Source organism: Glaciecola sp. KUL10, assembly GCF_003203515.1.
Lineage (GTDB): Bacteria > Pseudomonadota > Gammaproteobacteria > Enterobacterales > Alteromonadaceae > Glaciecola.
The window spans coordinates 69445-83708 of the sequence record NZ_BGNG01000009.1 but is presented as its reverse complement, the minus strand read 5'-3'; the positions used below and the strand labels follow the sequence as shown (position 1 = coordinate 83708).

Genomic DNA, 14264 nt, shown 5'->3' with positions numbered 1-14264 from the left:
TTACGCCACTGAAAATATAGCTTTAAGCGCGAAGAAAAACACAATAGAAAGTGTCGCACCAGCAGGAAGCGTAACCACCCAAGAAACGAGAATGCTTTTAACTACCTTGCCATTTAACGCCGCAACTCCCTGTATAATACCGACTCCGAGTACTGCACCAACTAATGTTTGGGTTGTGGAGATCGGTAAACCGGTTCCTGAAGCGATTAACACCGTTGTCGCAGCAGCCAATTCTGCAGCAAAACCTTTGCTAGGCGTCAAATGAGTGATGCCTTGACCGATCGTTTTCATCACTCGATGCCCAAATAGTGCTAACCCTGCAACGATGCCAATTCCACCTAGCGGTAATATCCACCACGCTAAAGAAGCGTCTGCCGCGATTTCGCCTCCGTTACTGACTACACTTACTACGGCCGCCAAAGGCCCAATCGCGTTAGCTACATCGTTTGACCCGTGCGCAAATGCCATACAACATGCAGTTAGCACCATTAAGACCGCGAAAACTCGCTCGATACTGGATTGCTGTTCTTCGTATGTCAGCGCCTTTTCAGTATGCAGCCTTTTAATCACTACCATACCAATAACGCCGACCACTACCCCAATTGAAACGGCCACCGTATAACCCATTTCAGGTGTCAACCCGAGGCCAACGTGCTTTAGCCCTTTTTTAATCGTGACCAAAGCCATTATAAAGCCGGCAAGCCCCATATAAATCGGTACGTATTTAATTGCATAAACTAGTGGAGTAGCTCTATCAAAAATGAGTTTTTTTGCACTCAAAAATATCAAGATTGCGATGACACCAGATATTGCGGGGGTAACTACCCAGCTTCCTACAATACCGCCAATTTTAAGCCATTGAACAGCATCAACACTAACACCAACAGCTGTGAACCCTACAATTGCGCCGATGATTGAATGAGTTGTCGAAACAGGCCAACCATAAAATGATGCGATTGCGAGCCAAATACCAGCAGCAAGCAACGAACCAATCATACCAATAACTAGGTAATCTGGAGTATCGATAAAATAGCCGGCATCGATAATACCTTTTCGAATTGTCGAGGTGACTTCTCCACCCGCTAAATATGCGCCCGCGAACTCAAATACCATAGCAATAAGTATTGCTTGTTTGAGAGTAATAGCTTTAGCACCAACCGATGTTCCCATTGCATTGGCAACGTCGTTGGCGCCAATCCCCCAAGCCATCACGAAACCGAACGTAGCGGCTAAAACAATGAGTATTAACCCATAGCTTTGAATTAAATCCATTCACTATTTCCAAATCTGAATAAACAATTTATCAATGCACTACTTGTCATCAAAGACTGACCCAAAACCAAGCGTCTATAAACACTAAACAATAAAGGTAAAAAAATCAGGGGTGATTGATAGAAAAAAGCGATAAAATACCAGAATCAGCAAGATACGCAACCGCGAAGAAGTTTAGCGATTTTAACGATTATTTACTAAGTTTTTTTAAGGTTTTCTTCATAGATGTATGACGCACCTCACTACCGTAGTTTAGATACAAAATATATTCACAGATATTTTTACAACGATCGCCAATTCTCTCTAACGCTCTTATCGCCCAAAGCACTTCAAACCAATCTGCGATCACTTCGTCTTTTTGACTCATTTCGGCAGCTGTTTGTTTTAATAATTCTTTATGCTTTTTATCAATCAAGTTATCTTGACTATAGACTGAAATCGCAGATTTTTCATCTTGTCTAGCAAATGCATCAAAGGAGCCACGCATCATAACAACAATTTTTTCAGCTAGCATGAGCATACCGCTTTGAATTAATTCTGAGGGTGGCAACTTATCTTTTGTCACCAGCCTTACTACACGTTGAATTTCGTCTCCGATTCGTTCGATATCAGTTGCCGCTTTCGAAATGATCATAATCAGACGCAAATCACCTGCAGTTGGGTTTCTTTTTGCTATTATTCTCATGCATTCGTCATCGATTTGCATTTCCATTGAATTAATGCGTGATTCATTCAGCACGATTCGTTCGGCAAGTTTAGCGTTATTTTCTCTAATTGAGACCATAGCATCTTGAAGTTGCTGCTCTACCTCGCCCCCCATGGTCAATACTGAGTTTGTCAAATTTTCCAATTCTTGATTAAACTTGCCGGAAATATGCGTGTTTAACTGGATATGTCTTTTCATTGAGCCCCCTTTTTACCCTAAACAAAGCACATGCGAGTTTCACTATCCATAGCGCCCAGTAATATAGTCTTCTGTTTGTTTCTTCGCTGGCATTGTAAACAAAGAGTCACTATCGGAATACTCAATCAATTCACCTTGATGCAGAAAAGCAGCATAGTCAGAAACTCTAGCGGCTTGTTGCATGTTGTGCGTCACAATAATGATAGTACATCTTTTTTTCAAATCATTGATCAATTCTTCAATATGAAGCGTGGTGAGCGGATCAAGGGCTGAGGTTGGCTCATCAAGAAGCAAAATTTCAGGTTCAAGCGCGAGTGCACGAGCAATCATTAATCGCTGTTGTTGCCCGCCGGACAATGTAAGTGCAGAATCAAAAAGACGGTCTTTAACTTCTGTCCATAGAGCTGCATTTCTAAGTGCTTTTTCAACAGCATCATCTAGCTTTCGACGCTCACTCATGCCCTGAATTTTCAAACCAAAACATACGTTTTCGTATATACTCATCGGGAACGGATTAGGTCGTTGAAAAACCATCCCTACTTTGGTTCTTAAACGGGCGACATTTTCTTTTTTACTATAAACGTTGCGTCCTTCAATCCACACTTCCCCAGAAAAAGAATAGTGCTGGTTGAGTTCATTCATCCTATTGAGACTGTTTAACAAAGTAGTCTTACCACACCCACTTTGCCCAATCATAGCTGTAGTCATATGCCTAGGAATACGCATACTAATGTCTTTAAGTACTTTTTTACCGTTCAATTTTATACTGAGATTTTTGATATCAACTGCAAGTTCGTCATCCTTGAGCAAGTCTATATCTTGTATTTCAGATTCAAATAACTTTAGCATCTAATTAACCATCTTAACGGGTGTAACGGTTTCGTAATTTGTTGCGAACTACAATAGCAAAAAGATTCAACACAAACACAATTATCAACAATAACAAACAACTCGCGAACATCATTGCAGAACCCTGAGTGTTAGTTTGGTTGTGAAATGCCCCGTCATAAATAAAAACGCCAAGGTGCATAAATTGACGCTCTAAATGTAGAAACGGAAACTCTCCATCAACAGGCAAACTGGGTGCAAACTTGACCGCGCCTACCAATATTAAGGGGGCGACTTCACCTGCAGCTCTAGCAATTGCCAGTATCAACCCTGTAATCATTCCTGGGCTAGCAATAGGCACGACCGTTTTTGTCACTGTCTCCCATTTAGTTGCCCCTAAAGCATAGGCCCCAGCTCTAAGGCCACCAGGCACTCTTCGCAAACCTTCTTCTGTTGACACAATTACGACGGGTAATGTCAATAAAGCCATTGTCAGAGCTGCCCAAAATAAACCCGGGGCACCAAATGTTGGGCTGGGTAAACTATCAGTGTAGAAAAGGCTATCAATTGTACCGCCAACCACATAGACGAAAAAACCTAAACCAAAAACCCCGTACACTACAGATGGGACGCCCGCCATATTGCTAACGCTGATTCTAATAAACGAGGTAAACGCAGTTTCTGGGGCATATTCATGAAGATAAATGGCCGCCATAATGCCTAAAGGCGCGACTAAAACCGCCATTATTAACACCATCATTACCGTACCAAATAACGCCGGAAATACTCCACCACTCGTGGCCGCTTGCTTTGGTGAGTCACCCAAGAACTGAACAATTCTTTCCAACATATATTCCAGTTCTGCAAATATTTCCATCTCGTTAGGTTGGTATACCGCTTCGATATCTCGGATATCAATTCTAAACTGGTGCTTTTGGGCATCCTCAAATAAAATAAAGTACTTCTCTAATTCAATCTGTAAGTCGTTAGACTTTTCTTGCGCAAGGAAAAATGCATCTAGCACCCTAAGTCGCGCTGGGGCATCTTCGGCTACTTGATTCTTATCGTACTGAGATAAACGCTCATGCAGAGGCGCCATTTGTTCAAATTGTATTGTTTCGAGCGAACTTAAAAGTAGCTTTACGTTTTCTTGTACGGCTTCAAAGTCTTTGAAATTGTTGCTTACGCCATTGGGAGAATTAAGGCTAACTAACTTTCCTAACTTTACCTTTCCGTCTTTCAAAATGACCTGAAATACATCTTGCGAAATATTTATTCGAAAGTATGGCGCTTCAGTTTGTTGATTAACAAATTGTGATTGCACTCGACTATTCAAATTAGCCAGTAGTTCCTCTTTGTCCCAAGCACTGATCTGATAGGTGCTAGTCTGTTTTTTAAAAGTGTCAGTAAAATCAACCTGATAAATAGTCATTGGCCAAAAATAAGCACTCCCCCTGATAGAAATAAAAATAACAAGGGCTATCAAAGTAATCAGTAATAATGCGGCCGCGAAGCCCGACGTAATTGAACTGAAAGCATGCAGTTGTTGATGATTGAGTTTAGTCTTTGCCATTGCCTACCACTTTTCTCAATCTATTTCTCAGTAACTCAGCTGCAGTATTTAAAATAAATGTAAACAAAAATAAGATGGCGGCCGTCGAAAACAAGAGATTGAAGTGTGCACTGCCAGAATCTGATTCTTGAAGCTCAATCGCTAGATTTGCTGTCATCGAACGCAGCCCCTCAAAAATACTCCATTCACTAACGGGTGTATTTCCCGTCACCATTAATACAATCATCGTTTCACCAAAGGCGCGCCCAAAACCGAGCATTACAGCAGAGATCAAACTGGGGAGTGCGACCATGATAACTACTGTTTTTAAGGTTTGTAGTCGAGATGCGCCAAGCGCAAATGAGGCGTTTATCAACCCTTTGGGCACCTCGTTTAGTGCATCATCGGCAAGTGAATATATACTAGGAGCAATTGCTACCCCCAATGCTACCGACACGACTAAAGTAGTTTTGGATATTGATAGAACTGATTGAAGTGCTGAAGACGAGTTCATCTCTGTTAGATAAATTTGCCATATTTCACCTAAAGCGAAAGCAAAGAACGCTAAAAAGGTAGTGGATATAACAATGAAAAACACTTCCCAGTTTCGATTAAAACGGTCGCTCAGGAAAACCGAAAGAATTGGCTGTATAACAGCGGCAATGATTAAGAAAAAGGGCAGTAAAATAATGAAAATCAAAATAGACAAAAGAAATTGTTCTGCAAGTGGCGCCAACCAAACCGCAGCAATAAAACCGATAATAACGGAAGGTACGGCTTCGAGCATTTCAATGCTAGGTTTCAAATAAGTCTTAACCGAACGCGTTGCGAAATACGAGGTATAAATCGCCGCTCCAATTGCTAGAGGAATAGCCACTATTAGCGCCAACAAAGATGCCTTAAGACTGCCGATCAATAGCGGAACTAAATTATATTTCGCATCATAATGCTGATCAGCGCTGCTTGTTTGCCAGGCATAACTTGGTTCGTCGTAACCTTCATACCAATTTTGCCCTAATACGCTCTTGAAGGTAGTGATACCCTGAAGGTTCTGGGGCGTGAAAACAAATACTAAATCCCGGTTGAACCCATATATTTTATTCCCAATCCATTGGATTTTACTTACGTTAAAGTCAGAGGCTCGCCAAGCAAATAGTTGTGAACTAATACTATTCATGAACCCAAAAGCACCGTCTTCATAAAACAAAACGGCGCTGTTTGAATTTGCATCAAAGGCGATATCAATCACTGGGGAATGAACACGTTCATCAATTGATTTATCGTTTTTGAAAACAAACTTACCCGCTTGGTTCAGCATAACCCAACGATACATTACTTGTTTTTCACCAAACGCGAGAATAGAACCAGAATTGGGACTGAGGGCAATGGATTCGAGGTCTTGGTCTAATACCTGAGCAGAAAGTTGCTGGTTATACTTATCAACGAAACTAACCGATTTTTCGTCAAACAAAACCAGTTGTTGAAGTTTTGTAACGGGGACTACTCGCTTTGCCCGCGGGATGCGTTGAACAAAAAGATTCTGTGGTTTACCCAATTCAAACCAGATTGCGTAGCTTTGAAACGCACGCTGTTCAGTTTTCGGCTGCTTATCTCCACTCACTTCATCGACTTGCGCAATAGTTTCTGTCGGTTGAGCAATAATAACCGCCAATTCACCTACAAAGTCAAAACTGAAGCGGTAATCAGAGGATAAGGTTTGTGTCAACTGATTGAATAATATACTGGGAATCGCTATTGAAGACTTAAGTATCAAGGCGAGGCCGTCTTGTTCGTCAACCAACTCATATATTTCAATTATATCGTTGGTTTTAAACGAGCTAACAAAAACGGTTTTGTTGACAGTATGTAGTTTAATATTCGCATCACACGCAAAAGGAAATCGTTTGATAACGTCCAATCGGTCTCCCGAATCGCTTTTCACCGGAGCGACAACAAGGTCACACCCCTGCTTGCCGACCAAAGATGGTCCTGAAATCAGCTCCATTACTCTCGGCTGAATCATATCTTCAGGAAGCCCAACTCGATAGTCTAAGGTCAAATGAGGTGATTTAAACAATGGCACTACATTAAAGAATATATGCCCGATTAAAAGCAAAAACATCATCAGCACTAACCATCCTGATGCGGTCATTACTTGACGAGCAATCCAGTCTAATCTGGTGCGCTTTCGATTAAAGGCGTTCTGTGCTTGCGTCTTCATGTAGTGAGGTTAAACTAACGAAATATAAGGACTCTTTGCGCGTACTACAGCATTAACAGACGCACAAATCAATAGTATAGAGGAATATTAAATGCACGCTATGGTACTGACACTGATAGGCAAAGATCGCGCTGGCTTGGTAGACGCAATCGCCAAATGCATTACCGATGCAGATGGTAATTGGTTAAGAAGCAGCTTCTGTCAATTATCGGGACAATTCGCTGGCTTCATAGAGGTAATGTTACCGCAAGAAAACCAACAACTATTAAAAGATAGTTGTGCAAAGATTGCAGAGTTATCAATTACGCTCTCCCCTTCTGACTCTTTCGATGACATAAAAACGCAAACTGCGCTTGTTAAAGTCACGGCGAATGACCGCAAGGGTATTGTCAGTGACATAACCTCGGCATTAAAGCGATTTGAAATAAATATTATCGAAATGAATACAACGTGCACTAGCGCTCCCAATTGGGGGAACCCTGTATTTAATGCTGAAGTCAGTGTCGCTCAACCCGATTCAGTTAACCTTGATGAAGTACAAGAAGCGATAGAAAACATCAGCGACGATCTAATGGTTGAGATTGAAGCAAACTATGAATGATACTGAATTATACTTTCCGAAAGAATTAAGCTGGCTAGCGTTCAATGAACGGGTTCTTCAAGAAGCAATAGATGAAAACACGCCTGTCATTGAGCGGTTGCGGTTTTTGGGTATTTACTCAAATAACCTCGATGAGTTTTATCGAGTAAGAGTCGCTGATGTGAAGCGTCAAATTACGATTAGCCAAAACGACGATGATGACGAACGAGCCGAAACATACAGTAACTTATTGCGTCAAATTCAAACTAAGGTAAAAACACTGTCGACAAAGTTTGACCAAACTCACAGAAACGTGGTTAGGTCACTCGAAAAATATAATATCCATATTCTGCGGCACGGAGATTTAGACGAAGAGCAACTGAAATGGGCACGAAAATATTTTACAAACAAAGTATTACTGCATGTGGCCCCGATACTGTTAGATAACAAAGTTCAACTGATTCAGCGTTTGAACGACAGCTCAGTATATTTAGATGTGGCGCTTCGCCGCGAAGGGCGTAACACCAAATACGCGGTGGTAGAGGTCCCCACAAATGCAATTAGTCGATTTATATTACTCCCCCCTAAAAAGACACGAAAAATAAAACAAATTATTCTGATTGATGATCTTATCAAACTCTGTTTGGATGATATTTTCAAAGGTTTTGTTAAATTTGATACCGCAGATGCTTATTCATTTAAGATAACACGAGATGCCGAATACTCAATCAATGATGAAATTGACGAAAGTTACGTTGATAAGATGTCCGAGGGTATGAAGCAACGATTAATCGCCGAGCCTGTCCGAATTATTCACGATGACGGCATGCCAGAAGATATGGTGATGGACCTGCGCAAACGACTTCGTATTTCATCCACGGATACCATTCAATCTGCAGGTCATTATCGCAACTTTAAAGACTTTATTGGTTTTCCCAACGTAGGCAGAGCCTATTTAGAACACAATGAATTAGAAGAGATTTCAAACAAAGCATTTGCAGAACACGATACCGTTTTTCAAGCCATCGCGAAGCAAGATATTTTGCTGTACTACCCTTATCATAAGTTTTTGCATTTTACCGAATTTGTGCGCCAAGCGGCATTTGATCCGTTGGTCAAACACATACGCATCAACATCTATCGTGTTGCCTCTCAGTCTAGGATTATTAACTCACTGATCGACGCGGTCGACAATGGTAAAAGTGTGACCGTAGTTGTCGAGTTACGTGCGCGCTTTGATGAAGAAGCGAATATTGAGTGGTCAAAACGCATGACCGACGCAGGCATTAAAGTGGTATTGGGCAACCCAAATGTGAAGATTCACAGCAAGCTTTGCGTGGTCACTCGTGAAGAGCGAGGCAACATTAAACACTACTGTCATTTTGGGACGGGTAACTTCAACGAGAAAACCGCCAAAATTTACACCGATTTGAGCCTTTTTACGTGTCATCAAGAACTGGCCCTAGAGTGTATTCAAGTCTTTGATATGATTCAAAACCCTTTCAAAAAACAGAAGTTTGCTCACTTACAGCTTTCGCCAGTGAATGCCAGAAGCAAAATCCAGTCATTGATCAGACAAGAAATTCAGCGTGTAACCGAAGGGCATGATGGTCAAATCACGCTGAAAATTAACAATTTAGTCGACAAAGAACTGATTGACGACTTGTATCGAGCAAGTCAATCTGGCGTGAAAATCAGAGCGATTATTCGCGGAATGTGTTCTTTGATCCCAGGTAAAAAAGGCCTGAGCGAAAATATTGAAGTTATTAGCATCGTCGATCGATACCTTGAACATCCGCGCATCATGATCTTTAACAATGGTGGTGACAAACGCGTGTATATATCATCTGCCGACTGGATGACCCGAAACATGGACTATCGTATTGAGGTAGGTTGCCCTGTTTATGACAGTGATGCGATTCAACTGATTGAAGATTTAGTGGAACTTCAGTTTAAAGATACGCTAAAAGCAAGAGTCATAGACGAACATCAAATCAATAATTATGTACAGCGCGGAAATCGCAAAAAATTGCGTTCTCAAATTGAAACACACAGCTTTTTAACTCGAAAGGAAGCTTTATAAGTGAGTACTTTATCTCATGCATTTGCAGGTGTTGAGGGTCGTGATGCTAATTTATATGCGGCGCTGGATATCGGTTCAAATAGCTTTCATCTAGTGATAGCTCGCATGCTAGCGGGTTCGATGCAAGTTGTACAAAAAGTGAAACACAAAGTGCGTTTAGCAGACGGCTTAGACAGCGATCAAATGCTAAGCGAAGAAGCCATGACACGTGGCCTTAACACTTTGCAAAGTATGGCAGAGTCAATGCAAGGGCTCGATCCATCTCACGTAAGAGTGGTCGCTACTCACACCCTTCGCAGAGCCAAAAACGCCAGGGCCTTTTTGCGAAAAGCAAAAGCGGTATTTCCTTATCGTATCGAAGTTATTTCGGGACCAGAAGAAGCCCGGTTAATATACGTGGGCGTTGCTAATACTACACAGACCATTGGCAAACGCTTGATCGTAGATATCGGGGGGGGGTCAACAGAGTTTGCGCTGGGTGCGGATTTTTCTCCCTTGCTTTGCAAAAGCGTGCAAATGGGCTGCGTCAGCTACCAGCAGCGCTACTTTAAAGATGGTGTGATAACACGTAAGCGTTTCGACCGAGCAATCACTGCAGCACGCAGAGAGATAGAACTTGTTGTCGGTAATTTAAAGCGTCATGAATGGGGAACATCAATCGGCTCCTCTGGCACAGCTCGGGCCATTGCAGCCGTTATTGCTGGTTTAAAAGAATCTGAAATTGATGTCCCTATCACCTACTCTGATTTAACTGACTTAATCAAACAGTGCATAGATAAAGGTACCGCAGAGGCCTTGGATTTCCTGAATCTAACCGATGATCGGCGACCTGTTTTTGCAGCCGGTCTAAGCATTCTGTTTGCGGTGTTTAAAAGCCTTAATTTAAAAGAAATGCAAACAAGCTCTGCCGCGCTACGAGAAGGCGTATTATACGAAATTCAGACCGACGATAACCGAAGCGATATTCGTGAACGTACCGCGCACAGTTTAGCAACCCGCTACGACGTCGACACACAATATGCGCAGAAAGTATGGTCCAACTGTCTGTCAATTTATGAGGCAGTCAAAGATAAATGGGCTATTAATAACGAAGAGCTTAAGCATCTTCTAGAATGGTCTGCATTGCTTCACGAGGTCGGTTTGCAGATCAACTCAAGAGGTGTTCAGCGTCATTCTAGCTATATTATTGAACAATCAGACTTGCCTGGTTTCAACCAAGAGCAACAAAAACTAATTGCAACACTGGTTCGATATCACCGTAAGAAGATCAAGCTTGCAGACTTACCGACCTTCGCAAATTATGATGAACAAAGCCTTAAATATTTATTAAGTGTTTTACGCTTGGGCGTGCTGTTGAATATAAACCGACAAGAAACCATGCTCCCTGAGTATCAAATTCGCTGTAAAGAAAACAAAATTTCTCTGATATTCCCAGAAGACTGGTTTGATAATTCTCCCTTGTTGCTAGCTGATATAGATGCAGAAGCAGAGTATCAGCAGACATTGGGAATAACTTTAGACATTGTTTGATGTTCAGTCGAATGCTCCAAATCTGATTAGCTAAAGCACAAAAAAGCCCCATTGAGTAATCTCATTGGGGCTTTGATATAAAATACGCTTTTAGAAAGCTTATAAACTAGCTATTTGAAGCGTCGTAAATACCTTGAATAGCGTCGTTAAGCGTGGCGTTAAATTCATCATCTGTTTGCTGAAAGCTAACACCTTGTGTCAATGCACGTGAAAAACTAGCGATCATGCCGTTGTTTTCAGACAGTTTTTGATTCGCATCATCTCGGCTGTAACCACCAGAAAGCGCAACGACTTTTAATACGCGTGGATGCTTAACACATTCTGAGTAAAAATTAGCAGCTTCAGGTAGCGTCAGCTTAAGCATGACGTCTTGACCTTCATCTAAAGCATCTAGTTGCTTAATAATTTCAACTTTAAGCATAGCCTCAGCTTCTGCTTTTTCTGCACTGTTGATATCAACTTCTGGCTCGATAATGGGTACAAGACCAGCGGCCAAGATTTGCTTGCCTACTTCAAATTGCTGAGCAACGACGTCGGCGATGCCTTGTTGATTAGCTAGCTTAACAACAGAGCGCATCTTTGTTCCGAAGACGTCTTGTGCATTCGCTTTTGCTAATAGCTCATCTAAGCCTGGAATAGGCTTCATTAGTTGAACGCCATTAGCTTCATCTTCTAAGCCTTTATCCACTTTCAAAAATGGTACTACGTTCTTTTCTTGCCACAGATAGTTAGCCGAAGACTTACCTTCTATGTCGCGATCCAAAGTATTTTCAAACAGTATCGCACCTAGCACTCGCTCCCCTTCAAATGCTGGGCTGGTGATAATGCGTGTTCTCATTTGGTGAACGCATGCAAACATTTCATCATCGTTTGAATATGCAGACTCATCAACGCCGTATAATTTAAGCGCTTTTGGTGTGCTGCCTCCACTTTGGTCCAATGCCGCAATAAAACCCACTTTATCCTGGATCTTTTGAAGCATATCTCGCTGTGCCTGAGACGCCATTTTCTTCTCCTTTAATATGCTGTACTAGGTATTAAAAATGTGTGTTGACCTAATACAACTACCCTCTATCTAAAACAGCTACCGCAGGTAGTGTTTTCCCTTCTAAAAACTCTAAGAATGCACCACCACCTGTAGAAATGTATGATACACGGTCTGCAATGCCAAATTGGTCAACTGCGGCTAAAGTATCACCTCCACCAGCGATAGAAAACGCGTCACTATCGGCAATCGCCATGGCAATTGCTTTTGTTCCGGCTGCAAACTGTTCAAACTCAAATACGCCCACTGGGCCATTCCATACTATAGTACCTGCATTTTTCAGAATTTGCGCGAGTGTCTCGGCAGTTTCAGGTCCGATGTCAAATACCATGTCGTCATCGCTAATTTCACTAACCGCTTTTAACTCGGCAGGCGTACTTTCAGAAAATTCTTTACCTGTTACCACATCAGTCGGCACAGGAATATCACCACCATTATCTTGCGCTTGCTTAATCAGTCTTGAAGACTCATCAATTAAATCAGCTTCATACAATGACTTACCGACTTTATGTCCTTGAGCGGCAATAAAAGTATTCGCGATGCCGCCCCCCACAATTAATTGATCAACTTTTGATGACAACGATTCTAGCACAGTCAGCTTTGTTGATACTTTTGAACCACCTACTATGGCAACCATCGGACGCTTAGGATTGTCTAGGGCTTTACCCAAGGCATCTAGCTCTGCACTTAACAGCGGACCCGCACATGCCTCTTTAGCAAATTTAGCAACGCCGTGTGTAGACGCCTGAGCACGATGCGCGGTGCCAAAAGCATCCATAACAAACACGTCACACAATGCAGCATACTGCTTCGCCAATGCTTCATCATCTTTCTTTTCGCCTTTATTAAAGCGAACATTTTCTAAAATAGTTACTTCGCCATATTTAGCGTCAACACCATTTAAGTAGTCTTTGGCTAGTGTCACTTTGGTATCTAACGCATCATTTAAGTAATCAACGACAGGGGCTAGCGAAAATGCTTCATCAGCTTCGCCTTCAGTTGGACGTCCAAGATGAGACATCACTAATACGGCGGCACCGGCTTCTAAAGCTTGTTTGATAGTTGGGATAGATGCTTTTATACGTGCATCAGACGTCACTTTTCCATTTTTTACAGGCACGTTTAAGTCCTGTCGAATCAGCACTCGTTTTTCGTTAAGACTGATTTGCGACATTGAACTGATAGGCATAGTAAATTCCTTGATTAAGCGTGTTGAGTATGACTTAGTCGATACATATATAATGCAGTATCGAGCATTCGATTAGCAAATCCCCATTCATTATCGCACCAAACGAGCGTTTTGATCAGCTGTTTGTGGCTGACCCGTGTTTGCGTACCATCGACAATGGATGAATGAGGATCGTGATTAAAGTCGACTGACACTAAAGGTTCTTCGGTGTAGTCGATGATAGGTGACAGCGAGCCGTTTGCGGCCTGTTGAATTGCTTGATTTACATCTGCAATATCGACTTTGGCAGAGACCGTTACGCTTAAGTCCATCGCAGTAACATTGATTGTCGGCACTCTTACCGCGATAGCTTCAAACTTTCCTGCAAACCTAGGCAAGATGCGCTCTATCCCTACAGCCAACCTAGTATCAACTGGGATGATTGACTGACTGGCCGCGCGTGTTCTGCGCAAGTCAGGATGGTAAGCATCGATGACTTGTTGGTCGTGCATGGATGAATGAATCGTAGTAATCGTGCCGCTCTCGACGCCAAAAGCCTGATCGAGTACTTGAATAATCGGCACAATACAATTGGTGGTGCATGAACCGTTAGACACAACTATATCGCTATCGTTTAAGCTTTCATGGTTAATACCATAAACAATAGTCGCGTCCATATCTTGACCGCAAGGCTGAGAAAACAATACTTTTTGGGCACCGTTTTTTATATGCGTCAGCGCATCTTCTCTTGCACTATAGACACCCGTGCATTCAAGCACGATATCCACATCAAACGAGGTCCAATCCAAGTCTTCGAGGTTGTCGACTTGAAGCAATTCGATTTCGTCTTCTGCGACTTTGAGCAAATTGCCATTTAAGTTGACTGCCTGTTTAAAGCGGCCATGCGCGGTATCGTATTTAAGCAAATGCGCAACACCTTCAGGTGCAGCGACTTCATTGATGGCGACGATTTGCATTGATTGGCGCGCGCCTGATTCATAGAGCGCACGTAAAACATTTCGTCCTATTCGTCCGAACCCGTTAATGGCGATTCTTAGCATACTAAGAACCGCGCAGAAGG

At 42.2% G+C, this 14264-nt stretch carries 11 protein-coding genes; 3 read left to right on the top strand and 8 right to left on the bottom strand.

Annotation, left to right across the window (positions count from 1 at the left end):
• The 5 genes from KUL10_RS14560 to KUL10_RS14540 form a co-directional block, all read right to left on the bottom strand.
• A complete protein-coding gene (locus KUL10_RS14560) occupies positions 1 to 1272 on the bottom strand; it encodes an inorganic phosphate transporter (protein ID WP_110429680.1) in 1272 nt (423 codons plus the stop codon).
• A gap of 190 nt (positions 1273 to 1462) precedes the next feature.
• Positions 1463 to 2176: a phosphate signaling complex protein PhoU gene (gene phoU / locus KUL10_RS14555; RefSeq protein ID WP_110429679.1), complete on the bottom strand. Its 714-nt coding sequence runs from the start codon at positions 2174 to 2176 to the stop codon at positions 1463 to 1465.
• A gap of 42 nt (positions 2177 to 2218) precedes the next feature.
• Positions 2219 to 3025, bottom strand: coding sequence for a phosphate ABC transporter ATP-binding protein PstB (pstB, locus tag KUL10_RS14550; protein WP_110429678.1), 807 nt, complete (start codon positions 3023 to 3025; stop codon positions 2219 to 2221).
• 13 nt (positions 3026 to 3038) lie between these two features.
• Positions 3039 to 4577 (bottom strand): phosphate ABC transporter permease PstA, encoded by a 1539-nt coding sequence (gene pstA / locus KUL10_RS14545; RefSeq protein ID WP_110429677.1) that lies wholly within the window; start codon positions 4575 to 4577, stop codon positions 3039 to 3041.
• A complete protein-coding gene (locus tag KUL10_RS14540; protein WP_110429676.1) occupies positions 4564 to 6777 on the bottom strand; it encodes an ABC transporter permease subunit in 2214 nt (737 codons plus the stop codon). Before KUL10_RS14540 ends, pstA begins: the two co-directional genes overlap by 14 nt.
• Before the next feature lie 91 nt (positions 6778 to 6868).
• Here KUL10_RS14540 and KUL10_RS14535 point away from each other — a divergent pair, with 91 nt between their 5' ends.
• The 3 genes from KUL10_RS14535 to ppx are packed head-to-tail and all read left to right on the top strand — an operon-like array spanning position 6869 to position 10970.
• Entirely contained in the window at positions 6869 to 7378 is a 510-nt protein-coding gene (locus KUL10_RS14535) for a glycine cleavage system protein R (protein WP_110429675.1), read from the top strand.
• A complete protein-coding gene (gene ppk1, locus KUL10_RS14530; RefSeq protein WP_110429674.1) occupies positions 7371 to 9440 on the top strand; it encodes a polyphosphate kinase 1 in 2070 nt (689 codons plus the stop codon). Before KUL10_RS14535 ends, ppk1 begins: the two co-directional genes overlap by 8 nt.
• The gene (ppx, locus tag KUL10_RS14525) at positions 9441 to 10970 is read left to right on the top strand and encodes an exopolyphosphatase (RefSeq protein WP_110429673.1); all 1530 of its coding nucleotides are present in this window, start codon (positions 9441 to 9443) and stop codon (positions 10968 to 10970) included.
• A gap of 106 nt (positions 10971 to 11076) precedes the next feature.
• Here ppx and KUL10_RS14520 read toward each other — a convergent pair whose 3' ends face one another.
• From KUL10_RS14520 to epd, 3 genes are read right to left on the bottom strand one after another with little or no spacing between them, the layout of a single operon-like run.
• Positions 11077 to 11976: a fructose bisphosphate aldolase gene (locus KUL10_RS14520; RefSeq protein WP_110429672.1), complete on the bottom strand. Its 900-nt coding sequence runs from the start codon at positions 11974 to 11976 to the stop codon at positions 11077 to 11079.
• Positions 11977 to 12034: 58 nt separating this feature from the next.
• Positions 12035 to 13204 (bottom strand): phosphoglycerate kinase, encoded by a 1170-nt coding sequence (locus KUL10_RS14515; RefSeq protein WP_110429671.1) that lies wholly within the window; start codon positions 13202 to 13204, stop codon positions 12035 to 12037.
• A 14-nt stretch (positions 13205 to 13218) separates the two neighbouring features.
• Entirely contained in the window at positions 13219 to 14244 is a 1026-nt protein-coding gene (gene epd, locus KUL10_RS14510; RefSeq protein ID WP_110429670.1) for an erythrose-4-phosphate dehydrogenase, read from the bottom strand.
• Positions 14245 to 14264: the final 20 nt, after the last annotated feature.

What these genes read in the sequence shown, in the direction of transcription:
- KUL10_RS14515 (WP_110429671.1), bottom strand. Translation starts at nt 13,204, where the DNA reads ATGCCTATCAGTTCAATGTCGCAAATCAGTCTTAACGAAAAACGAGTG.
- phoU (WP_110429679.1), bottom strand. Translation starts at nt 2,176, where the DNA reads ATGAAAAGACATATCCAGTTAAACACGCATATTTCCGGCAAGTTTAAT.
- ppk1 (WP_110429674.1), top strand. Translation starts at nt 7,371, where the DNA reads ATGAATGATACTGAATTATACTTTCCGAAAGAATTAAGCTGGCTAGCG.
- pstB (WP_110429678.1), bottom strand. Translation starts at nt 3,025, where the DNA reads ATGCTAAAGTTATTTGAATCTGAAATACAAGATATAGACTTGCTCAAG.
- KUL10_RS14540 (WP_110429676.1), bottom strand. Translation starts at nt 6,777, where the DNA reads ATGAAGACGCAAGCACAGAACGCCTTTAATCGAAAGCGCACCAGATTA.
- epd (WP_110429670.1), bottom strand. Translation starts at nt 14,244, where the DNA reads ATGCTAAGAATCGCCATTAACGGGTTCGGACGAATAGGACGAAATGTT.
- KUL10_RS14535 (WP_110429675.1), top strand. Translation starts at nt 6,869, where the DNA reads ATGCACGCTATGGTACTGACACTGATAGGCAAAGATCGCGCTGGCTTG.
- KUL10_RS14520 (WP_110429672.1), bottom strand. Translation starts at nt 11,976, where the DNA reads ATGGCGTCTCAGGCACAGCGAGATATGCTTCAAAAGATCCAGGATAAA.
- pstA (WP_110429677.1), bottom strand. Translation starts at nt 4,577, where the DNA reads ATGGCAAAGACTAAACTCAATCATCAACAACTGCATGCTTTCAGTTCA.
- KUL10_RS14560 (WP_110429680.1), bottom strand. Translation starts at nt 1,272, where the DNA reads ATGGATTTAATTCAAAGCTATGGGTTAATACTCATTGTTTTAGCCGCT.